13 protein-coding genes, 2 tRNA genes and 3 rRNA genes are annotated in these 22,580 nt (G+C 58.6%); 8 read left to right on the top strand and 10 right to left on the bottom strand.

Going from position 1 to position 22,580, the window contains the following annotated elements:
* Window positions 1-15: 15 nt before the first annotated feature.
* Genes V8689_RS10235 through V8689_RS10215 form a run of 5 tightly spaced genes read left to right on the top strand, consistent with a single transcriptional unit; the run spans window position 16 to window position 5,951 of the window.
* Window positions 16-1,230: a glycosyltransferase family 4 protein gene (locus V8689_RS10235; protein ID WP_056788248.1), complete on the top strand. Its 1,215-nt coding sequence runs from the start codon at window positions 16-18 to the stop codon at window positions 1,228-1,230.
* Window positions 1,221-2,324: a glycosyltransferase family 4 protein gene (locus V8689_RS10230; RefSeq protein WP_056788245.1), complete on the top strand. Its 1,104-nt coding sequence runs from the start codon at window positions 1,221-1,223 to the stop codon at window positions 2,322-2,324. The genes V8689_RS10235 and V8689_RS10230 overlap by 10 nt, the downstream gene beginning before the upstream one ends.
* Window positions 2,324-3,727, top strand: coding sequence for an O-antigen ligase family protein (locus V8689_RS10225; RefSeq protein ID WP_056788242.1), 1,404 nt, complete (start codon window positions 2,324-2,326; stop codon window positions 3,725-3,727). The genes V8689_RS10230 and V8689_RS10225 overlap by 1 nt, the downstream gene beginning before the upstream one ends.
* Window positions 3,724-4,545, top strand: coding sequence for an acyltransferase (locus V8689_RS10220; RefSeq protein WP_056788240.1), 822 nt, complete (start codon window positions 3,724-3,726; stop codon window positions 4,543-4,545). Before V8689_RS10225 ends, V8689_RS10220 begins: the two co-directional genes overlap by 4 nt.
* A complete protein-coding gene (locus tag V8689_RS10215; protein ID WP_056788237.1) occupies window positions 4,545-5,951 on the top strand; it encodes a lipid II flippase MurJ in 1,407 nt (468 codons plus the stop codon). The genes V8689_RS10220 and V8689_RS10215 overlap by 1 nt, the downstream gene beginning before the upstream one ends.
* A 36-nt stretch (window positions 5,952-5,987) precedes the next feature.
* On the opposite strand, the gene V8689_RS10210 is transcribed toward V8689_RS10215, so the two are convergent.
* The 3 genes from V8689_RS10210 to V8689_RS10200 all read right to left on the bottom strand — a co-directional run bounded on the left by V8689_RS10210 (window position 5,988) and on the right by V8689_RS10200 (window position 9,758).
* Window positions 5,988-6,566, bottom strand: coding sequence for a DUF4174 domain-containing protein (locus V8689_RS10210; RefSeq protein ID WP_056788234.1), 579 nt, complete (start codon window positions 6,564-6,566; stop codon window positions 5,988-5,990).
* Window positions 6,567-6,718: 152 nt separating this feature from the next.
* On the bottom strand, window positions 6,719-7,351 hold the full coding sequence (locus V8689_RS10205; protein WP_056788231.1) for a glutathione S-transferase N-terminal domain-containing protein: 633 nt from the start codon (window positions 7,349-7,351) through the stop codon (window positions 6,719-6,721).
* 49 nt (window positions 7,352-7,400) lie between these two features.
* Window positions 7,401-9,758 (bottom strand): DNA polymerase II, encoded by a 2,358-nt coding sequence (locus tag V8689_RS10200; protein ID WP_056788228.1) that lies wholly within the window; start codon window positions 9,756-9,758, stop codon window positions 7,401-7,403.
* Between the two features lie 189 nt (window positions 9,759-9,947).
* Here V8689_RS10200 and V8689_RS10195 point away from each other — a divergent pair, with 189 nt between their 5' ends.
* Window positions 9,948-12,707: an autotransporter outer membrane beta-barrel domain-containing protein gene (locus tag V8689_RS10195; protein WP_060766052.1), complete on the top strand. Its 2,760-nt coding sequence runs from the start codon at window positions 9,948-9,950 to the stop codon at window positions 12,705-12,707.
* 56 nt (window positions 12,708-12,763) lie between these two features.
* On the opposite strand, the gene V8689_RS10190 is transcribed toward V8689_RS10195, so the two are convergent.
* Entirely contained in the window at window positions 12,764-13,222 is a 459-nt protein-coding gene (locus V8689_RS10190) for an SRPBCC family protein (RefSeq protein WP_056788222.1), read from the bottom strand.
* A gap of 98 nt (window positions 13,223-13,320) precedes the next feature.
* Here V8689_RS10190 and V8689_RS10185 point away from each other — a divergent pair, with 98 nt between their 5' ends.
* Window positions 13,321-13,722 (top strand): GFA family protein, encoded by a 402-nt coding sequence (locus V8689_RS10185; protein WP_056788219.1) that lies wholly within the window; start codon window positions 13,321-13,323, stop codon window positions 13,720-13,722.
* A 1-nt stretch (window position 13,723) separates the two neighbouring features.
* On the opposite strand, the gene mrdA is transcribed toward V8689_RS10185, so the two are convergent.
* From mrdA to V8689_RS10155, 6 genes are all read right to left on the bottom strand, one after another.
* Entirely contained in the window at window positions 13,724-15,616 is a 1,893-nt protein-coding gene (mrdA, locus tag V8689_RS10180) for a penicillin-binding protein 2 (RefSeq protein ID WP_056788216.1), read from the bottom strand.
* Between the two features lie 213 nt (window positions 15,617-15,829).
* Window positions 15,830-15,945, bottom strand: a 5S ribosomal RNA gene (rrf, locus tag V8689_RS10175).
* 158 nt (window positions 15,946-16,103) lie between these two features.
* Window positions 16,104-18,995, bottom strand: a 23S ribosomal RNA gene (locus V8689_RS10170).
* Between the two features lie 247 nt (window positions 18,996-19,242).
* Window positions 19,243-19,318: transfer RNA gene (locus V8689_RS10165), tRNA-Ala, on the bottom strand.
* A gap of 30 nt (window positions 19,319-19,348) precedes the next feature.
* Window positions 19,349-19,425, bottom strand: a tRNA-Ile gene (locus V8689_RS10160).
* 82 nt (window positions 19,426-19,507) lie between these two features.
* Window positions 19,508-21,044 (bottom strand): 16S ribosomal RNA (locus V8689_RS10155).
* Together the 16S, 23S and 5S rRNA genes with 2 tRNA genes alongside form the textbook arrangement of a ribosomal RNA operon.
* Before the next feature lie 642 nt (window positions 21,045-21,686).
* Here V8689_RS10155 and rhtA point away from each other — a divergent pair.
* Complete coding sequence (gene rhtA / locus V8689_RS10150) at window positions 21,687-22,574, top strand: threonine/homoserine exporter RhtA (RefSeq protein WP_038449645.1); 888 nt, start codon at window positions 21,687-21,689, stop codon at window positions 22,572-22,574.
* Window positions 22,575-22,580: the final 6 nt, after the last annotated feature.

Genomic DNA, 22,580 nt, shown 5'->3' with positions numbered 1-22,580 from the left:
CATGGAGAGCTGTACATGAGAATCCTCTGGATTGTGCCCTACCTGCCGTGGCCGACCACCAGCGGCGGCAAGACGCGGCAGTACCATTTGCTGCGCACCTTGAGTGAGCGCGGGCATCGCATCACGCTGCTGGCGCAATCGAAAACGCCGGCCGATGACGCGGTGCATGCGGCCCTTGAGCCGCTGCTCGAGCGCCTGATCGTGGTTCCACGCCGGCCGCTGAAACATCCGCTGACCCTGCTCGGCGGCCTGTTCGCGCCCTGGCCGCTGCTGACCACGGTCAACGGCCTGTCGGCACCGTTGCAGGCCCAGTTTGCGCAACTGTTGAATGAGCGCTGGGACGTGATTCAGGTCGAACACAGCTACAGCCTGCAGCCGTTTCTGCGCACCTTGCAGCAGCAACGGCGCGAGTTTGTGCTGACCGAGCACAACCTGGAATCGAGCCTTGGCGGCGCCACTTATGACCGATTCCCCAAGTGGGCCGCACCGTTTGTGCAGTACGACCAGTGGCGCTGTCGGCAATGGGAACGCAAGGCGTTCGATGCCGCCGCGCATGTGGTCGCGGTGACCGAGGCGGACGCCCAGGCCATGCGGCCGCTGTCGTCGACGCCAGTGAGCGTGGTGGTCAATGGGGTCGACAGCCGCGCCTTCGCCGAGGTCAACGCCGATGCGCAGAGCCAGCGCCTGTTGTTCGTCGGCAACTACGAGTACGCACCGAACCTGGACGCTGTGCAGTGGCTGCTCGAAGAGATCTTCCCCAGGGTCTGGTTGCAGTGCCCGGACGCACGCCTGGCGGTGGTCGGCTATGGCTTACCCGAACACTGGCGCGAGCGTTGGCCCGATGAACGTATCGAGTGGTTGGGGTTTGTTCCCGACTTGTGCGCCTTGCAACGCCGCTGCGCCGGTTTTGTCGCCCCGTTGCGCCATGGCGGCGGCTCCAAGCTCAAGGTGCTGGAGGCGATGGCCGCCGGCTTGCCGCTGGTGAGCACGGCCCAGGGCGTTTCCGGGTTGGCGGTACAGCCGCAGGTGCATTACCTGGCCGGCGAAAACGCCGAGGCCCTGGCCGACGCCGTTGTGCGCCTGCTGGATGAACCGGCGCTGGCCGGGCGACTGGCCGATGCGGCACGCGACTATGCGCGGCAATACCACGACTGGGCGGTGGCGGGTAATGAACTGGAGCACCTCTACCACAGCTTGCTCACCGCCAAGGAGTCTCAGCCATGCGCGTAGCCCTGGATTATCGCCCCGCCACGGTTGCGCCGTCTTCGGGCATCGCCCGCCAGGTCGTGGCCCTGGAAGACGCCCTGCGCGCGCGGGGCAACACCGAGGTGGTGCTTTTCACTGAGGCGCCCCTGGAGCATCCGCAACGTCAGACTGCGGTTTGCCCGGCCTGGGCCAGCCCACTGGACGGCCTGCAACGCCCCCAAGTGCGCCTGCGGTTCGAGCGCGGGTTCTTGCCCAAGGCGCTGCACGAGCAGCAGATCGACCTGTACATCGCCACGGCCAATATGGGCTTGCCGCTGTGTCGCAAACCCGCCGGCACCCGCTATGTGCTGGTGCTGCATGACCTGTTTCAGCTCACCCACCGCAACTTCCATCGTTCCAAGCTCAAGGCCTTGGCCTACCGCCTGATCGACGGGGCTTCGATTGCCTGGTCGGTATGGCAGGCTGATCGGGTGTGGTGCCCGTCGCAGTTTTCCTGCAATGAAGCCGCGCGCCTATTCCCCTGGGCCCGGGCCAAGTTCCGCGTGCTGAACAATCTTGTGCCCGAACTGAATGCAGCGCCAGAACCGCTGCCCGCCAACCTGCCGGCGCGTTACTGGCTGGTGGTGGGCACGCGGGAGCCGCGCAAGAACATGGAGTTCTTTCTGCGCCAATGGCAGGCCTGCCGTGCGCTGAACCCTGATGTGCCGGACATGGTACTGGTGGGCCACGCCAGCGATGTACCGGCATCACTCGGCGACCTGCCAGGCCTGCATTGGTGCAGCGGTTTATCGGACGGCCAACTGCAAGCGCTCTACCGTCATGCCGCGTGCTTGTGGCAGCCGTCCTATGCCGAAGGCTTTGGCTTGCCGGTGGTGGAGGCCTTGAGTGTCGGCACGCCGGTAGCAGTGGCACGCGGCAGCGCCCTGGATGAAATCGCGCCGCCCAACGCCCCGCGCTTCGCCCCCCATGACGCCGAGCAACTTCACAAGGTCATGCAACAACTGGCAGGCGCCGAGGCCACGCAAGACGGCGAAACACACCGCGCCTGGGCCCGGCAATTTGCCGAACCGGCCTATCGCGCGCGCCTGGACACTTTGCTCAAGGAATTGGATCGCTAATGCTGCCAGGAAAATTCGTCAGTCTGCTGCTGGGCCTGGTGTTCGGCGGGTTGCTGTTGGCCTTGTCACCGATCAAGGTCATGTTGGTGGTGGCCGGTGTGGCCGTGGCCTTGACCCTGATCCGCTTTCCCCTGTGGGGCTTGCTGATTTTCGCGGTACTGGCCACCAGTATTCCCTACACCACCTTGCAACTGGGCATCCGCACCACCGTCAGCGAGGCGGTACTGGGGCTGACCTGGGCCGGGGTGTTCTGGCAATCGTTCATCGGCAAGACCCGCGGCTTCATGCTGTGGCGACCGACCGAACGGGCGCTGATGTGGCTGATGCTGTTCAGCACCATTCCGTTTATCTGGGGCATGCTGATCATCCATGCCGAAGGCAACGGGCCGGTGAACTGGGTGCGCTGGCTGATGAACCTGTCGATGTTGTTTATCGTGCCGCTGCTGCTGCGTACCGACGCCGACCGCGACAAGGTGGTGGTCGCCCTGTTGCTGGGTAACCTGGCGATGCTGTTGCTGTCGATCTTCATGTTCCTCAAAACACGCAATGCGATGTCGATGATCGATATTCTCACCGACCTCAAATACGCCCACCCGGAAGCGGTGAAGGATATTTTCTCCGCCAACTACACGCGCATGGCCTCGCCCTGGGTGCACCCCAACCTGACCGGTGGCGTGCTGGTGCTGTTTATTCCGCTGGCACTGTTTTATGGCTGGACCCGCAGCGGCTGGCGTCGGGCGCTGGGCCTGGCGGTGGCGGTGCTGGGGTGTGCCGGCCTGCTGCTGAGTATTTCCCGTGGCGCCATCGTGGCCCTGGCGCTGGTGTTGATCTGGCTGGCTTACAAGCGCGTGCCGAACAGCGGGCGCATCATCGGTATCGGGGCGGCGTTCGCCGTTGCGCTGGTGATGTTCTATCCGCCGCTGCAGGAGCGCTTGCTGACCATTTTCTCGACCACCAACGCCAGTACCGAAATCCGCTTTGACGAGTACGCCAGGTTCCCCACCGCCATGGCGACCTTCCCCCTGGGGATCGGCTTCAAGATCGACCCGCCCGTGCCCGGCTCCAATCTGTTGGGGATCTCCAACCTGTGGCTGAACTTCATCTACAAGGTGGGCATTCCAGGGATGCTGCTGTTTATCACCGTCACCCTGTTGTGGTGGCGCGAAGTGCGGCCCCTGGGCCAGGTGCGCAAGGTCACCGCCGACAATGCGCTGTGGCTGGGGTGCATCTGTGGCGTACTGGCGGCGTTGCTGACGGGGATTTTCGACCACTATTTCAGCTTCACCTTTGTACTGATCGCGCTGTTCTGGCTGTTGATGGGCATGAGCCTGCAACAGGTGCGCCTGCGCCCGTCCATTACCGCCCCTGTTGCTGCCATTGAGCCAAAGGATAACCAACCATGAAGCACCGGATGATTCATTCCACCGACTTGCGCGACCGCCTCCCCACGCTGGCCGCTGAAATAGGCGTGAGCCTGCCAGACCTGGAAGAGGCGCTGGATTGGTGCCTGGCCCACGACGTGGTATTTGAAGAAGGCGAAGGCGACAACAAGCGCTTCTGGATCAGCTCCATCGACCTGGAAACCGCGATTGAGCACCCGGTGGCGCGCCGCCTGTTCCGCCGAATGAAACAGGACCTTGCGGCCCAGCTACTGCCGCGTTACGGCAAAAACTGGGCAACCGTCAAAGACCGATGGCGCAGTGTCTGGGACATGGCCTACAACATCTTGATCAACAAGATCCCCAGCCACCATGTGCGCATTGCCTGGCTACGCCTGGGTGGCGCGAAAATAGGCAAGGGCTCCAGCGTGTGGCGTAACACCGAAGTGCTGGGCATGCACAATCTGGTGGTCGGCGACGATTCGGTCATCGGCTGGCATTGCCAGGTGGACGCCCGCGCCGGGCTGGTGATCGGCAACCATGTGGCGATTGCCTCCCACGTGCTGATCATCGCCGGCAGTCATGATTTGCAGGCGCCGGAGTTCTGGTCGATTTCCGGGCCGATCTACATCGACGACTACGTGTGGATCGGCAGCCGAGCGTTGATCGGCTACGGCACGCACCTGGGCCATGGTTCAGTGATCAGCGCCAATACCGTGGTGGCCAAAGCCGTGGCGCCCTACAAAATCATTGGCGGCAGCGGCGCCAAAATCATGGGCGAACGTTGCCATGACCTGAACTACAAGGTGGGTGGCAAAGGCCTGTTCACCCTGTTTCACTGATGTTCGGCAGCACGCTCTGGCTGACCCTGGCGACGCTCGCCGGGCTGGTGGCCGGTTTTGCCCGCGAATGGCTGCTGGTGGCGGCCTGGGGCGCGGGCAGTCGCAGCGACGGGTTTCTGGTGGCGGTGTTTTTGCCCGAAGCCCTGCGCATGACCCTGGCCGCCGGCTTGCTCGCAGCGGCTGCCCTGCCCCTCTATCAGCAACGCGACCCACAGCGCCAGCAAGCCTGGCTGGCCAGCCTGTCCCCTCGCCTGCTGGGCGTGGGCCTGGCCCTGTTTGCCCTACTGGCGCTGGGCGCGCCGCTGTGGGTGCGCCTGATCGGCCCCGGCCTGGACGCCGCGGCCCATGCCCAAGCCGCCGCCAACCTGCGCTGGCTAGCCGCCTGTGCGCCAGGCTTGGTGATGCATGCGTTGTTCAGCATTCCCTTGCAGGCACGCCAACGTTTTGTCCTGCCGGGACTGGGCTCTTTGCTGTTCAATCTGCCACCGGTGCTGTACCTGTTTATCCGTGGCAGCTCCAGCGACAGTACCGAGCTGGCCATGAGCTTTTTTGCTGGCAGTGTGTTGATGTGCCTGCCGTTGCTGGCGCCGGTCTGGTCCTTCGGCTGGCGGCCGTGGCAGGTCAGCGGCGACCCGCTGGCAGGCCGCGAATTGCTGGGGCGCATCGGCCCATTGTTGGCCAGCAACGTGGCGAGCCAGGGCCTGGCGCTACTGGAGCGGTTGATCGCCAGTTTCCTGGGGGAAGGCGCTGTGACGTGGGTGAACCTCGCGCGCAAGCTGATCAACCTGCCACTGATTGCCTTGATGAGCCTTAACCAAGTGCTGCTGGGCATGATGAGCGGCGAGCAAGGCCAACAGCGCCTGGCGCTGCTGCGCCGCGGCCTGGATGCAGCGACCCTGCTGAGCTTGCCTGCGGCCTTCGGCCTGATTGGCGCCAGCCCTACGCTGATTCATCTACTGATGCCCGCCCAGAGCGCCGACGGCCCTCTGCCGGCGCTGCTGGCCTGGTTCGCCACGCCCCTGGTGTTTGGCGCCTGGAACGCCATGCTCGCGCGCTACGCCTACGCCAGCGGTGACACGCGCCTGCCGCTCAATTGCGAACTGCTGGGCAGCCTGGTCAATGCCGCGTTACTGGTGGTGCTGCCCTATTGTTTCGGCCTGCCGGGGATCGCCTTGGCGGCGTTGGGTGGCGTGGTGGTGACCAACCTGTTGCTGATGCATCGCCAGCAACTGCTCGGCCAACTGGGCTGGCCGTTGCAGTGGGGCTTGAGCGGGGTGCTGTTGGGTGTGGCGGCGCTGGCCCTGCACCCCTTGCACAACGATGGATGGCAGTTGGGGTTGAGCAGCCTGGCCGGCGCGCTGGTGTTGCTGGGGTTGGGGCTTTGGCTCAAGCCGTGGAAGGCCTGAGGCCTGCTCCCACCACAGGGGTGGGATGAGGACCTGTTAATCCTCCAGTGGCTTTGGGGATTTGCTGCCGGGCTTGGCGGGTTTGCTGCCCTTGGCCGGAGCCGCTGGCGCGGCTGGAACAGGCTCTGGCTCCGCGGGCGCGGCAAGCTCCTTTTCCGCCTGGGGCATCTGGTCGATGGCGCTGAAGAATTCCTTCAGGTCGAGGCTGTCCGGGGGGACGGTTTTTTCGAGTTTCTTCTCGCCGTCCTTGCCAACCAGGATCACCTTGGTGCCGCTGCCGACCCCGAGCTTGAGGGCGCGGATCAGCGCGTTGGTTTCTGGCGGCGTGAGCTTTTTACTGTCCTTTGGGTCCTTGGCGAACTTCTCCCCTTCGGCGCCGATACTGCCGAACTTGACTGTGTAGAACACCATGCTGCGCTCTTCGAAGGACTGCTTGGTGGCAGCCTCTTCCAATTGTTTCTTCAGCGTTGCCAGTGTCGGGTTTCCAGCATCAAGCTCCACGACCACCAGGGGGCGCGTCTTGCCCAATTCCTGCTTGAGCGGATTATCATCAGCGGCCAACAACGGCCCCGTAAAAGCCATCAAGGTAGCCAGGGTCAGCGACCGGATGAGCATGCGCACCTCCTTTGAATTCCATGCAGGGTTCTTGAGTTTCATGTCTGCGACAGCCAAATTCAAGGATGATTCCTACACCACTTTGAGAAGCGTAGGTCAGGAAGCCCGCTACGCAAGGGCTTGGACAGTGGCCGGGTCATTGTTTCTTCCGGTTACGAGGCCTTCCACTGCGGCCAATGCCGGGCAAAAACGGGGGCCACGACAGGGTCAGCGTCTACCCGCTCCAGGCTCTGCGCAAAGCCCGGCGCCAGATTGCCGAGCACCGCGCGCGCGTCGTCCCAACGCGACACCGCCGCCGCCATGATGCCCAGTGCATTCGGCACATTGCTCGGGGTAAACAGCTGGCCGGCAAACTGATCGGCAAACACGACCCAGGCCTGATGCAGGTAGCGCCGTGTGCCGCTGACCAGTTGCGCTTGCTGCGCCTCATCGGCATTGCCCAACCAGCGTTGCGGGTAGTCGATGATGCCGATCGCCGAATAGCAGTTGGCGGCGATATACAGCAAGCCGCGCAGGATCTGCGTACGATCGCCGGCCAGCAACTCGGCCTTGGGATACTCCAGGCCCAGGTGGATCAGGATCGCGGCGCTTTCGGTCAGTACCTGACCATTTGGAGTAACCAGCGTGGGGATCTGCTTGAGTGGATTGATACGTGCAAGCGCGTCACTGCCCTCGCCTTCCTGCCAGGAACTGGCCTCCACACGATGCCACGGCACCGCGCAGCGTTGCAGGGCAATTTCGATCATGCAGGAGCCGGATTCGTCGGTGCCATAGAGGGTGTACATGGGCGTTTCCTCCTGAGCCAAGGGCAATAGTGAGCCTGGGGTCGATTAGCTAGAATAGCCCCATTTGCCCGCCCACCAACGTGCCGAAATCATCATTCACGAACGGCAGAATCGCGTCTGCGACGGGCTGCAACTGGCGCGTGACGTAGTGGTCGTAGTCGATGGGCGCCTGCCGCACTTCCAGCGGTTCCGGGCCGTTGACGCTGATCACGTAGCTGATCCAGCCACCGCGCTGGTACTGGCGCGGGCGGCCCAGGCGATCGTTGTACTCGTCTGCCAGGCGCGCGGCGCGTACGTGGGGCGGGACGTTGCGTTCGTAGTCGTGCAAGGGCCGGCGCAGACGTTTGCGGTAGATCAGCAACTCATCGAATTCGCCGCTCAAGGTACGCCGCACGTAGTCGCGTATGTAGTCCTGATGGGGTTGGCGATGGAAGATGCGTTGGTAGAGTTCCTGCTGGAATTGCCGAGCCAGGGGCGACCAGTCGCTGCGCACGGTTTCCAGGCCCTTGTAGACCATTTCTTCGCTGCCATCTTCGCGTACGACCAGGCCGGCATAGCGCTTTTTGCTGCCCTCCTCGGCGCCACGAATGGTCGGCATCAGGAAGCGGCTGAAGTGGGTTTCGTATTGCAGCTCCAGAGCGCTTTGCAGGCCGTACTCGTTGCTCAGGTGCGCGCGCCACCAGTCGTTGACGTGCTGCACCAGCGCCAGGCCGATGCGATTGGCGTCCTGCGCAGACTGCGCGCTGCCCAGCCAGACGAACGTGGAGTCGGTGTCGCCGTAAATCACCTCGTACCCTTGGGCCTCAACCAACGCGCGGGTCTGGCGCATGATCTGGTGCCCCCGCAGGGTGATCGAGGACGCCAGCCGGGTGTCGAAGAACCGACAGCCGCTGGAACCGAGTACACCGTAAAAGGCGTTCATGATGATCTTCAGTGCCTGGGAGAGCGGCGCATTGCGCTCGCGCTTGGCCTCTTCGCGGCCTTCGGACACGCGGGTGACGATGGACGGCAGGCAATGCCGGGTGCGGGAGAAGCGCGCCCCGCGAAAGCCTTCCACCGAGTCGCTGTCGTCGGGATGCTTGAGGCCTTCGATCAAGCCCACCGGGTCGATCAGGAAACTGCGGATGATCGACGGGTAAAGACTTTTGTAGTCCAGTACCAGCACCGACTCGTAAAGGCCCGGGCGTGAGTCCATGACAAACCCGCCGGGGCTGGCTTGGGGCGGTTTGTCGCCCAGGTTCGGCGCGACGAAACCCTGGCGGTGCATCAACGGCATGTACAGGTGGGTGAAGGCGGCCACCGAGCCGCCGTTACGGTCGGCCGGCAACCCGGTGACGCTGGCGCGTTCGAGCAGGAACTTGAGCAGCTCGGTCTTCTCGAAAATCCGCGTGACCAGTTCGCAGTCCTTGAGGTTGTAGCGCGCCAGGGCGGGCTTGTCCTCGGCGAACATGCGGTTGATTTCGTCCATGCGCTGGTACGGCGTAGAGATGTCCTTGCCTTCGCCGAGCAGGGTTTGCGCGACGTTTTCCAGGCTGAAGGATTCAAAACTCCAGGTGGCCGAACGCAGCGCTTCAATACCGTCGATGATCAACCGCCCCGCCGCCGCCGCGAAGTAGTGATTGCGGCTGCCGTGTTCGCGCCAGGCCATGGCCTCACCGCCACGTCCCAGCAACAGCGGCACGTTCAGGCGTTGGGCGTGTTCGTGGAGGACGCGCAGGTCGAACTGCACCACATTCCAGCCGATGATCGCGTCGGGGTCAAACGTGGCCAGCCATTGGTTGAGGCGTTCGAGCAGTTGAGCTCGGGTGTCGCAATAGTCGAGCTTGAAATCCACGGCGTCGGTTTTGTTCGGCGGGCCGAGCATGTACACCTGGCGCTCGCCGCAGCCTTCAAGGGCGATGGAGTAGAGATCGCCCTTTGCGGTGGTCTCGATGTCCAGAGACACCAGCTTCAAGGGCGGACGGTAGTCGGGGGCGGGCTTCATCTGCGCGTCGAGCAAGGTACCGCTCGCATCCGGCGTGCCACCGAACCACACCGGGGCGGTGATAAAGCGCTCCATCATGTAGCGCTCCGGCGGGCGCACGTCACCTTCGTAGACATCGACCCCGGCAGCGCGCAGGCGCTTTTCGATGTCCATCAACTGGCGGTGCTGGCGCGCATACAGGCCCAGGACCGGGCGGTGATGAAAGTCGCACAGCTGCAACGGGCGCAACTCAAGATCGCGCTCGCCCTTGAGCAACCAATCGAGCGGCTTGCGATGAGCCTCCGGGATGAACACCACCGAGGTTTGCACGGGTAGGCGAATGCACCGTGGCCCTTGGTCGGTGGCCAGCCAGAAGCTGACCTCCGTGCCCGCCGGGGTATCGCGCCAATGCCGGGTCAGGACAAAACCCTGCTGTAAATCCACCGTACCGCACCTCAAGAATCGCGTTCAGGGCGTGATTCTACTCGGCATCCGGGCCAAGGCGGCGGGTAAACGCACACCTAGCGCGCAATATCATAAAAAGGATGTCATCGCTTTTTAGGATAAGAATGCGCTGGCAATATCAAATGGCTATATAGGAAGATAGCGCGATTCAAGAAAAGGATTTCGCGCATGTCGTTCGTCCCCCGCCGTCTGGCCCTGACTATTTCGTTGATTGTTTCCGGCGCCTCGCTTTCTCCCGCCAGCCTTGCTCAAGTATTCATCGATACCCCAACCAATACCCCGCTCACCGTGGGCAGTGGCTATTTTTACACTCCCAGTTTGTGGGTGACCAAGACCGGCAGCATCACCACCCATACGACCGCCGTCAGCGTTCGCCAAAACCTGCCTGATTGGCAGCGCAATGTCTTCATTCAAAATGACGGCTCGATTACTGCCGATAGATTAGACGGGATCAGCCTGGGCGCTGCGACCGATGTGCGCATCGACAACACCGGGGTAATCTCCGGCGCCCAGCATGCAATCTCAGGCGAACAACTCAATTTGCTGAGCAACAATGGCACGCTTGCCGGACGTGACGGCGCTGGGGTTTCGATAACGGGTGATGCCACGGTTTACAACGACGGCACGATCACTGGCGCACGAGAAGGACGCCTGGAGAATATCGACGGCGATGGCCTACGCATAGGAGGCATTGCCCACATCGAAAACTCTGGCGTTATCCGGGCATTGGGCGCCAGTGGAGCGAACAAAAATGGACGAGCCAACACCAGCGATGGGGTATCGATTGGCGGTGGCTACCTCTTCAACGGCGGCAGGTTTGATCCTTCCACAGGCATTCCACGTACCGGCTCAATCACAGGTGCCAACAATGGCCTCTTAGTCAGTGATGGCCATGATGGGCCGGCAACCGGCGCAACGGAGCTGAGAAATTTCGTCGACCTGCGTGGGCTTGATGGCTATGGCGCGCGTTTTATCGGTAATTTCGACGACCGGGTATTCAACGGTGCCCTGATCAGCGGGGGTAATGGTGTAGCCCTGGACATGGGGGGCGGCAACGACACCTTGACGCTGTACCCCGGCGCCCGTTTTGAGGGGTTAGTTGACGGCGGCGCAGGGCATAACACCATGATTCTGGAAGGCTACCAATATTATCCTTCAGATACGCGCGAACCCGACGGGACGGTCGAGGCGACGCGCAATTTTGACGTACTACAAGTGCGTCGCGGCTACTGGGTACTCAATGGTCGCGGCGATTTCAGCGAAGGCGCGCGCCTCTCTGCCAATGGTCACTTGAACAACCAGGGCAACATCGCTGGTGACGTGATCGTCGACCAAGGCGCGACTTACCGGGGCCGAGGCTCAGTCAACAATCTTACCGTCAGCGGGAGATTGATCACGGATATCGTTGTCGGCGCTCCTCAGGTCAACGGCAACCTGATCATGAAGCCAGGCTCTGTATTCGAGTTCGCTACTTATCCCGACGACAGTGCTGCGACAACCCATGTGGTCGGCAATGCCAGCCTCAACGGTGCCTATTTGTGGCCGCAGCCCGGTTACTCGATGGACTATCCCTGGCACAGCACGTACACGGTCCTGCAAGCAGGCAGCATCACGGGGACCTTTGATGACTCCAACCTGCGCAGCTACTACGCCTTCCTGACGCCAACACTCAGCTACGACAATAACCGGGTGAACCTGAGCTACACACGCAACGATGTCGAGTTCATCGATTACGCCCGTACCAGTAACGCCGCCCGCGCAGTCAACAGCATCGAGTCCATCACGTGGAGCCACTGGAGCAACTGGGATGGCAGTTTCCCCCCGCCCTCCATGATGCCAAACCCCAACCCGCTCTACGACGCGCTGCTGGCCACCTCGGAGACCACGGCCAGCGCCGCGCTCGAGGCCCTGGCAGGCAGCAGCAACGCCAACCTCGCCAGTGCCACACTGGCGGCCAGCAGCCAAGTGGGCACGTCTATGCTGTCGGCCATGCGTCAGATGAGCAGCAGTTCAAGCTTGCTCGTCGGGCTTGAGTCGGCGCAAACACCTGAGCTTGCCGCAACTGGCATCCCCAGCAGTGCGCGCAACTTGAATGATCCAAACGCACGAGGCCGTGTGTGGCTGCAAGGTCTCGGCAGCTACGGCAAGCTTGATGGCCAGCACGGTAACGAGTCTTCACAGCAGCGTACACAAGGCAGCCTGCTGGGTATTGACTGGTCCTTGTCGCCGCTCTGGCGCCTGGGTGTACTGGGCGGCTATTCGAAGACCGATATGGACAGCCACAACGTCGATAACTCATTACGCAGCTGGCACGCGGGGGCATATGCCGTACGCCAGGATGGCCCATTGGCGTTGCGCCTGGGGGCTGCGTACAGCCAACACAGGGGTAACAACAAGCGCACAGTAGAGTTCGCAGGTTTCAGCGAGCGCCCCAAGGGTGATTACGACGCCGATAGCCAGCAAGCCTTTGCCGAACTGGGTTACATGCTGGGTAACGGCCGATTGAATATCGAGCCCTTCGCCAACCTCGGCTATCAGCGCTATCACCGCGACAACTACCGCGAGAAAGGCGGCGATGCTTCGCTCAAGGTGGATGCACAAACCCAGGACAATGTCAGCAGTACCTTCGGGGTGCGCCTGGCTCATCTGAGCCAACTGGACAATGGCATCAGCCTGACCCCGCAGGCCAGCTTCGGCTGGCGGCACCTCTATGGCAATGTCGACAGCAAGACTCGGCAGGCTTTTTTGATCGGCGGCGACGCCTTCAATGTTGAAGGCAGCGCGCTGGACCGCGACAGTTTGATGGTTGAAGTGGGGTTGGCGGTGGGTTTGTCTGCGCAGCAGAACCTGAGCGTCGGCTACAACGGCGAGTTGGGCAGCAATAGCCGCAATCATGCGGTGGTCGGCCAGTGGCAGATGAGTTTCTAAAGCCATCGAATGCACGCTGGCGTGAAGCCGGGCATCAACCATGATGCCCGTTCGGGTCAGGCTTGATTCAGATAGCTTTCGATATTGCCCATTTGTTCGTCCCAGCCACGGGAGTTCATCTTGAAGGCTTTCTGGCGCCGCGCTTCGGGGATCTGGTCAAAACCGGACTCGACGACCCGCAAGAGGATGCCTGGAGCGCGGTCTTCAATCGTGAACTCCACCAGCGTCGGTGTTTCCTTGTCGTAGTCGACGCCCTCTTTCACTGCGAAAGGATGCCACCAGAAAGAAAACAGCGTTTGTGGCAGGATGCGTTCGATCCTGGCCTTCCACACGACATGTTCGTAACCTGGGTAGGTAATGGGTGCTTCGATGGTTTCTCCGGCCACAAACGTTTTACCTTCAAGCGCGATACCGAACCAGTTACCAAATTGCTCGGCCTGCGTGAGTGCCTCCCAAATCTGTTTACGTGGTGCGTTGAGCAGGACTTTGCGTTCGATGCGATCTAATACGTGCATAAGTCACCTCCTTCATTGAACAGTAGGTGACATCAACCAATGCGCAACCTTGCATTGTGCGCGATGATGATGACCCCCTCCTTGCCTGGCCATAGGTTATGACTGACCCACTGAATGGAAGTTGCTTGTGCAAAGGTGTGCGCTACCAAGTGGACAGCCTGGACATGCCCATCAGCCACTGCCACTGCGAAAGCTGCCGCAAGGCACACGCGGCCGCGTTTGTCGCCACGGCCGGGGTGATGCGTGAGCATTTTCACTGGACGCAGGGTGAGGAACTGCTGTCGTCCTTTGAATCTTCGCCGGGCAAATTCAGACATTTCTGCTCGCGCTGCGGCTCACATCTGATTGCTGAACGTGGGCATCAACCCCACGTGATCGTGCGGGTGGCGACGCTGGATGATGATCCGGGCGTCAGGCCTACCTCGCATATCTGGACGGCCCATGAAGTGCCCTGGCTGGCCTATGACGGCGTAGCGCGCTGGGACGAATGGAAGGTCTGAGTCAAACCCGTGGATCGCCGGGAGCCTTGGCCGGCGCTGCATATTGCGGCTTGAGGTGGCCTTCCTGGTCGAGCAGCCAGGCATCCATGATCTGTCGGACCACGGGCCCGGCTACACGGCCGCCGGCCTCACCGTTTTCGATCATGACTGAAATCACGATTTTCGGATGTTCGGCCGGCGCGAAGCCGACGAACAAGGCGTTATCGCGATGCCGCTCCAACGTCTTGTTGCGGTTGTAGCGCTCACCCTGCTTGATTGCCACCACCTGGGCGGTACCACTCTTGCCGGCAATGCGGTATTGCGCGCCTTGCGCTGCCGCTCGGGCGATACCGCGGGGATCGTGCATCACCAATTGCATGCCATGGTTGACCTGCTCCCAGTCACGCGGGTCCTTGAGCACAACGTTGGGCATCGGGTGTTCATCTACCGGAGCCACACCGTTAATGGTCTTGGCCAGGTGCGGCCGGTTCCATACACCTTTGTTGGCGATCAATGCTGTGGCCTGGGCCAATTGCAGTGGCGTGACCTGCATATAGCCTTGGCCAATGCCTAGGATCACGGTTTCGCCTGGGAACCACGGCTGGCGACGGGTCGCACGCTTCCAGGCTTGGGATGGCATCAGGCCGGCAGATTCTTCGAACATATCCAGGGACACTTTCTGGCCCAGGCCGAACTCGGCCAGATAGTCGTGCAGGCGGTCGATCCCGAGCTTATGGGCCAGGTCGTAGAAGTAAGTGTCGTTGGAACGCATGATGGCCGCGTCCATGTCCACCCAGCCGTCACCGCTGTGGTTCCAGTTGCGGTATTTGTGGTCAAAGTCTGGCAACTGATAGTAACCCGGGTCGAAGACTCGGGTTTGTGGGGTAACAACCCCACTGTCGAGACCGGCAATGGCCACTTCCGGCTTGATGGTTGAACCTGGCGCGTAGAGCCCGCGTAGCACGCGGTTGAACAGCGGCCGGTCAATGGAGTCGTGCAGCGCGGCGTACTCCTTGAAGCTGATGCCGGTGACGAACAGGTTCGGATCGAAACTCGGTTTACTGACCATGGCCAATACTTCACCGGTTTGCGGGTCCAGGGCGACTACCGAACCACGACGGTCGCCCAAGGCCTCTTCGGCGGCTTCCTGTAGCTTGACGTCGAGGCTCAGGACGATGTTTTTGCCAGGGATCGGATCGGTGTGCTTGAGCACGCGCAGCACACGGCCCTGTGCGTTGGTCTCCACCTCTTCATAACCGACATGGCCATGCAGTTCTGACTCGTAAAAGCGCTCGATTCCGGTTTTGCCGATGGATTGGGTACCGCGGTACTCCACCGAATCAAGGGTCTTGGATTCTTTTTCGTTGATGCGGCCGACGTAGCCGATGGAGTGGGCAAAGTGCGCGCCCAGGGGGTAGTGGCGAACGAATTGTGGCTCGACGTCCACCCCAGGTAGACGGAACTCGTTGACGGCCAAAACGGCGATCTGCTCTTCGGTCAACTCGTAGAACAACGTGACGGGAACAAACGGGTGACGGGCCTGCTTGAGCGCCTTATCAAACACCGCACGGTCTTCGGCAGGCAGGTGCAATAGATTGACGATCTCGTCCAGCTCAGCCTTGAGGTCGGCAGTGCGCTCACGGGTGATGGTCAGGTTATAACTAGGGCGGTTGTCGGCCAGCACCACGCCATTACGGTCGTAGATCAAGCCGCGAGTCGGTGTGATGGGCAGTACGTGGACCCGGTTGTTTTCCGAAATTGTGGAGTGGTATTCGTACTGCACCACCTGCAGGAAATACATGCGCCCTACCAGCGCACACGTGATCCCAATCACCAACAACGCGCAGGCGAGCAAGCGCTTGTTGACCAGGCGGTTTTCTTTTTCGTGATCTTTGATAGGTATCGGTTCAGGCATTTCTACAGCATCTCGTTGGAAAAGGTCGACGCCGCATCCTGCGGATAAGGATCAGTCCTTGTGAAAATGTGCTGCACCATAGCAAAAATGCAGAAACACTTTGTATCGAATTCCCTCAACGGCAGCTTATTTAATGTTGCCAGAAGCGCTGAAATTTTCGAGCGCCCAAAACAAAACCCCAACTGCTTTCGCAATTGGGGTTTCGGAATTTAATCTTGACGATGACCTACTCTCACATGGGGAAACCCCACACTACCATCGGCGATGCATCGTTTCACTGCTGAGTTCGGGATGGGATCAGGTGGTTCCAATGCTCTATGGTCGTCAAGAAATTCGGGTACTGAGTCGTGGCCAGTTGGCCTCGCTTCAGCAAATTGGGTATGTGATAGATCTCGGTGTTTTGTGAGCGTCGAACTTTCGGTTCATCTTCGTCTTCACACACCGCAATCTGATGCTCGTTAGAGTAGTCAAATTGCTTGGGTGTTATATGGTCAAGCCTCACGGGCAATTAGTATTGGTTAGCTCAACGCCTCACAGCGCTTACACACCCAACCTATCAACGTCGTAGTCTTCGACGGCCCTTCAGGGAACTCAAGGTTCCAGTGAGATCTCATCTTGAGGCTAGTTTCCCGCTTAGATGCTTTCAGCGGTTATCTATTCCGAACATAGCTACCCGGCAATGCCACTGGCGTGACAACCGGAACACCAGAGGTTCGTCCACTCCGGTCCTCTCGTACTAGGAGCAGCCCCTCTCAAATCTCAAACGTCCACGGCAGATAGGGACCGAACTGTCTCACGACGTTCTAAACCCAGCTCGCGTACCACTTTAAATGGCGAACAGCCATACCCTTGGGACCGGCTTCAGCCCCAGGATGTGATGAGCCGACATCGAGGTGCCAAACACCGCCGTCGATATGAACTCTTGGGCGGTATCAGCCTGTTATCCCCGGAGTACCTTTTATCCGTTGAGCGATGGCCCTTCCATACAGAACCACCGGATCACTAAGACCTACTTTCGTACCTGCTCGACGTGTCTGTCTCGCAGTCAAGCGCGCTTTTGCCTTTATACTCTACGACCGATTTCCGACCGGTCTGAGCGCACCTTCGTACTCCTCCGTTACTCTTTAGGAGGAGACCGCCCCAGTCAAACTACCCACCATACACTGTCCTCGATCCGGATAACGGACCTGAGTTAGAACCTCAAAGTTGCCAGGGTGGTATTTCAAGGATGGCTCCACGCAGACTGGCGTCCACGCTTCAAAGCCTCCCACCTATCCTACACAAGCAAATTCAAAGTCCAGTGCAAAGCTATAGTAAAGGTTCACGGGGTCTTTCCGTCTAGCCGCGGATACACTGCATCTTCACAGCGATTTCAATTTCACTGAGTCTCGGGTGGAGACAGCGCCGCCATCGTTACGCCATTCGTGCAGGTCGGAACTTACCCGACAAGGAATTTCGCTACCTTAGGACCGTTATAGTTACGGCCGCCGTTTACCGGGGCTTCGATCAAGAGCTTCGCGTTAGCTAACCCCATCAATTAACCTTCCGGCACCGGGCAGGCGTCACACCCTATACGTCCACTTTCGTGTTTGCAGAGTGCTGTGTTTTTAATAAACAGTCGCAGCGGCCTGGTATCTTCGACCGGCATGAGCTTACGGAGCAAGTCCTTCACCCTCACCGGCGCACCTTCTCCCGAAGTTACGGTGCCATTTTGCCTAGTTCCTTCACCCGAGTTCTCTCAAGCGCCTTGGTATTCTCTACCCAACCACCTGTGTCGGTTTGGGGTACGGTTCCTGGTTACCTGAAGCTTAGAAGCTTTTCTTGGAAGCATGGCATCAACCACTTCGTTACCTAAAAGGTAACTCGTCATCAGCTCTCGGCCTTAGAATCCCGGATTTACCTAAGATTCCAGCCTACCACCTTAAACTTGGACAACCAACGCCAAGCTGGCCTAGCCTTCTCCGTCCCTCCATCGCAATAACCAGAAGTACAGGAATATTAACCTGTTTTCCATCGACTACGCTTTTCAGCCTCGCCTTAGGGACCGACTAACCCTGCGTCGATTAACGTTGCGCAGGAAACCTTGGTCTTTCGGCGTGGGTGTTTTTCACACCCATTATCGTTACTCATGTCAGCATTCGCACTTCTGATACCTCCAGCAAGCTTCTCAACTCACCTTCACAGGCTTACAGAACGCTCCTCTACCGCATCACTTACGTGATACCCGTAGCTTCGGTGTATGGTTTGAGCCCCGTTACATCTTCCGCGCAGGCCGACTCGACTAGTGAGCTATTACGCTTTCTTTAAAGGGTGGCTGCTTCTAAGCCAACCTCCTAGCTGTCTAAGCCTTCCCACATCGTTTCCCACTTAACCATAACTTTGGGACCTTAGCTGACGGTCTGGGTTGTTTCCCTTTTCACGACGGACGTTAGCACCCGCCGTGTGTCTCCCATGCTCGGCACTTGTAGGTATTCGGAGTTTGCATCGGTTTGGTAAGTCGGGATGACCCCCTAGCCGAAACAGTGCTCTACCCCCTACAGTGATACATGAGGCGCTACCTAAATAGCTTTCGAGGAGAACCAGCTATCTCCGAGCTTGATTAGCCTTTCACTCCGATCCACAGGTCATCCGCTAACTTTTCAACGGTAGTCGGTTCGGTCCTCCAGTTAGTGTTACCCAACCTTCAACCTGCCCATGGATAGATCGCCCGGTTTCGGGTCTATTCCCAGCGACTAGACGCCCTATTAAGACTCGCTTTCGCTACGCCTCCCCTATTCGGTTAAGCTCGCCACTGAAAATAAGTCGCTGACCCATTATACAAAAGGTACGCAGTCACCCAACAAAGTGGGCTCCCACTGCTTGTACGCATACGGTTTCAGGATCTATTTCACTCCCCTCTCCGGGGTTCTTTTCGCCTTTCCCTCACGGTACTAGTTCACTATCGGTCAGTCAGTAGTATTTAGCCTTGGAGGATGGTCCCCCCATATTCAGACAAAGTTTCTCGTGCTCCGTCCTACTCGATTTCATGACTAAGAGATTTTCGCGTACAGGGCTATCACCCACTATGGCCGCACTTTCCAGAGCGTTCCGCTAATCTCAAAGCCACTTAAGGGCTAGTCCCCGTTCGCTCGCCACTACTAAGGGAATCTCGGTTGATTTCTTTTCCTCAGGGTACTTAGATGTTTCAGTTCCCCTGGTTCGCTTCTTGCACCTATGTATTCAGTACAAGATAACCATCTTATGATGGCTGGGTTCCCCCATTCAGACATCTCCGGATCAAAGTCTGTTTGCCGACTCCCCGAAGCTTTTCGCAGGCTACCACGTCTTTCATCGCCTCTGACTGCCAAGGCATCCACCGTATGCGCTTCTTCACTTGACCATATAACCCCAAGCAATCTGGTTATACTGTGAAGACGACATTCGCCGAAAATTCGAATTTCTCAGTTAAGAGAACTCACAAATTTTACCTTAGCCTGATCCGTTACCAGTGAAAGTAACGTTCAGTCTATCTTTCTATCACATACCCAAATTTTTAAAGAACGAACTAGTCAAAGACTAGAAATCAACATTCACCATCACAACGATGGAATGCTCATTTCTAAGCTTTATACAAACAGAAGCAGTAGTGGTGGAGCCAAACGGGATCGAACCGTTGACCTCCTGCGTGCAAGGCAGGCGCTCTCCCAGCTGAGCTATGGCCCCGTATTTCTACAGGCGTTTCCCACACAAAATTGGTGGGTCTGGGCAGATTCGAACTGCCGACCTCACCCTTATCAGGGGTGCGCTCTAACCAACTGAGCTACAGACCCAATTTCGGGCTGCTTCTTTTCGTCTTCTTCAATGAATCAAGCAATTCGTGTGGGAACTTATGGAGCAGCTGATGTCGTCGATTAAGGAGGTGATCCAGCCGCAGGTTCCCCTACGGCTACCTTGTTACGACTTCACCCCAGTCATGAATCACACCGTGGTAACCGTCCTCCCGAAGGTTAGACTAGCTACTTCTGGTGCAACCCACTCCCATGGTGTGACGGGCGGTGTGTACAAGGCCCGGGAACGTATTCACCGCGACATTCTGATTCGCGATTACTAGCGATTCCGACTTCACGCAGTCGAGTTGCAGACTGCGATCCGGACTACGATCGGTTTTATGGGATTAGCTCCACCTCGCGGCTTGGCAACCCTCTGTACCGACCATTGTAGCACGTGTGTAGCCCAGGCCGTAAGGGCCATGATGACTTGACGTCATCCCCACCTTCCTCCGGTTTGTCACCGGCAGTCTCCTTAGAGTGCCCACCATTACGTGCTGGTAACTAAGGACAAGGGTTGCGCTCGTTACGGGACTTAACCCAACATCTCACGACACGAGCTGACGACAGCCATGCAGCACCTGTCTCAATGTTCCCGAAGGCACCAATCTATCTCTAGAAAGTTCATTGGATGTCAAGGCCTGGTAAGGTTCTTCGCGTTGCTTCGAATTAAACCACATGCTCCACCGCTTGTGCGGGCCCCCGTCAATTCATTTGAGTTTTAACCTTGCGGCCGTACTCCCCAGGCGGTCAACTTAATGCGTTAGCTGCGCCACTAAAAGCTCAAGGCTTCCAACGGCTAGTTGACATCGTTTACGGCGTGGACTACCAGGGTATCTAATCCTGTTTGCTCCCCACGCTTTCGCACCTCAGTGTCAGTATTAGTCCAGGTGGTCGCCTTCGCCACTGGTGTTCCTTCCTATATCTACGCATTTCACCGCTACACAGGAAATTCCACCACCCTCTACCATACTCTAGTCAGTCAGTTTTGAATGCAGTTCCCAGGTTGAGCCCGGGGATTTCACATCCAACTTAACAAACCACCTACGCGCGCTTTACGCCCAGTAATTCCGATTAACGCTTGCACCCTCTGTATTACCGCGGCTGCTGGCACAGAGTTAGCCGGTGCTTATTCTGTCGGTAACGTCAAAATTGCAGAGTATTAATCTACAACCCTTCCTCCCAACTTAAAGTGCTTTACAATCCGAAGACCTTCTTCACACACGCGGCATGGCTGGATCAGGCTTTCGCCCATTGTCCAATATTCCCCACTGCTGCCTCCCGTAGGAGTCTGGACCGTGTCTCAGTTCCAGTGTGACTGATCATCCTCTCAGACCAGTTACGGATCGTCGCCTTGGTGAGCCATTACCTCACCAACTAGCTAATCCGACCTAGGCTCATCTGATAGCGCAAGGCCCGAAGGTCCCCTGCTTTCTCCCGTAGGACGTATGCGGTATTAGCGTCCGTTTCCGAACGTTATCCCCCACTACCAGGCAGATTCCTAGGCATTACTCACCCGTCCGCCGCTCTCAAGAGAAGCAAGCTTCTCTCTACCGCTCGACTTGCATGTGTTAGGCCTGCCGCCAGCGTTCAATCTGAGCCATGATCAAACTCTTCAGTTCAAACATCTTTGGGTTTTTAAGAAACCCTAAACTTGGCTCAGCAATCGTTGGTTACATCTTTGATTTCTCGCGGAGTAACTTGTGATGCTGATAATCTTGTTGACTATCAGTCTGACTCCACAAGCACCCACACGAATTGCTTGATTCAGTTGTTAAAGAGCGGTTGGTTAAGATCTTTCGTCTCAACCGAGGCGCGCATTCTACAGCAGCCTCATTTGCTGTCAAGTGGTTATTTTCAGAAGTTTTCGAAGAATTCTTCAACAACTTCAACCACTTGCGCTTGCGATCTCTCGTAAGCGGGAGGCGAATTCTACAGCGTTACACGCTGCTGTCAACACCTCTTTTTCAACTTCCTTTTGACTTCGATGAACTGAAGCAGCTTGCTGTCGAGAACTGCGTAACTCATTGTTTACCAATGAGTTTTCCGTTTCGACTGCGCCGGAAGTGGGGCGAATTATAGGCTTCCAGAATCTGCCGTCAACCCAATTATTCGGTTTTTCTATCAAAAACCTCAAAAACCCGCTACTTCCACTATATAGATAGCTACGAGTCAGTTTTTGCGCAATATATTGCTCACACGCTGACAGTTAAGCATCATAGCGCCACGTATTTATTGATCATGACTTCGGAAGAACTCCCGCAATGACCACCCCTCCTCGCAGCCTCGCATCCGCATTGTTTCCGATCGGCCTGCTATTGATCGCCATGGCGTCCATCCAATCCGGTGCGTCATTGGCCAAAAGCATGTTCCCTATTGTTGGCGCACAAGGCACCACCGCTCTGCGTTTGATTTTCGCCAGTGTGATCATGTTGGTGCTATTACGCCCATGGCGCGCCACGCTGACGGCCAAGTCCCTGCGCACGGTGATCATTTACGGGATGGCGCTGGGCGGCATGAACTTCCTCTTCTATATGTCCCTTCGCACCGTACCGCTGGGGATTGCAGTAGCGCTGGAATTCACAGGCCCGCTTGCCGTCGCTATCTATGCCTCGCGCCGGGCTGTCGACTTCCTGTGGATTGCCCTGGCGATCATCGGCCTACTGCTGTTGATTCCAATGGGCGAGGCCAGTAGCGGTATCGACTGGGTCGGCGCGGCTTACGCGCTGGGCGCAGGCGGATGCTGGGCCCTCTATATCTTGTTTGGCCAAAAGGCTGGGAACGACAATGGTGTTCAGACCGCCGCACTCGGCGTGATGATTGCCGCCCTGTTCGTCGCGCCGATCGGCATCGTGCATGCTGGCGCCGCGCTGCTGACCCCCGCCCTGATCCCTATCGCCATCGGCGTCGCGATTCTGTCCACGGCCTTGCCGTACACGTTGGAGATGGTTGCACTCACGCGCCTTCCCGCCCGTACGTTCGGCACCTTGATGAGTATCGAACCAGCGTTCGGCGCCCTCTCCGGCCTGTTCTTTCTGCATGAGCATTTATCTCTGGCCCAATGGCTGGCCATCACGTGCATTATCCTGGCGTCCGTAGGCGCTACGTTGACGATGCGCAACGAATCCAAACCGTTAGTACCCGCTGACTGATCATCT

It is taken from the genome of Pseudomonas sp. AK181 (assembly GCF_051122975.1).
Taxonomy (GTDB): domain Bacteria; phylum Pseudomonadota; class Gammaproteobacteria; order Pseudomonadales; family Pseudomonadaceae; genus Aquipseudomonas; species Aquipseudomonas lactis.
This window is presented reverse-complemented; position numbering and strand designations above follow the sequence as displayed.

Bases quoted from the DNA above. Each gene is read 5' to 3' on its own strand.
- V8689_RS10235 (WP_056788248.1), top strand. From the start codon at position 16: ATGAGAATCCTCTGGATTGTGCCCTACCTGCCGTGGCCGACCACCAGC.
- V8689_RS10230 (WP_056788245.1), top strand. From the start codon at position 1,221: ATGCGCGTAGCCCTGGATTATCGCCCCGCCACGGTTGCGCCGTCTTCG.
- V8689_RS10225 (WP_056788242.1), top strand. From the start codon at position 2,324: ATGCTGCCAGGAAAATTCGTCAGTCTGCTGCTGGGCCTGGTGTTCGGC.
- V8689_RS10220 (WP_056788240.1), top strand. From the start codon at position 3,724: ATGAAGCACCGGATGATTCATTCCACCGACTTGCGCGACCGCCTCCCC.
- V8689_RS10215 (WP_056788237.1), top strand. From the start codon at position 4,545: ATGTTCGGCAGCACGCTCTGGCTGACCCTGGCGACGCTCGCCGGGCTG.
- V8689_RS10210 (WP_056788234.1), bottom strand. From the start codon at position 6,566: ATGCTCATCCGGTCGCTGACCCTGGCTACCTTGATGGCTTTTACGGGG.
- V8689_RS10205 (WP_056788231.1), bottom strand. From the start codon at position 7,351: ATGTACACCCTCTATGGCACCGACGAATCCGGCTCCTGCATGATCGAA.
- V8689_RS10195 (WP_060766052.1), top strand. From the start codon at position 9,948: ATGTCGTTCGTCCCCCGCCGTCTGGCCCTGACTATTTCGTTGATTGTT.
- V8689_RS10190 (WP_056788222.1), bottom strand. From the start codon at position 13,222: ATGCACGTATTAGATCGCATCGAACGCAAAGTCCTGCTCAACGCACCA.
- V8689_RS10185 (WP_056788219.1), top strand. From the start codon at position 13,321: ATGACTGACCCACTGAATGGAAGTTGCTTGTGCAAAGGTGTGCGCTAC.
- mrdA (WP_056788216.1), bottom strand. From the start codon at position 15,616: ATGCCTGAACCGATACCTATCAAAGATCACGAAAAAGAAAACCGCCTG.
- rhtA (WP_038449645.1), top strand. From the start codon at position 21,687: ATGACCACCCCTCCTCGCAGCCTCGCATCCGCATTGTTTCCGATCGGC.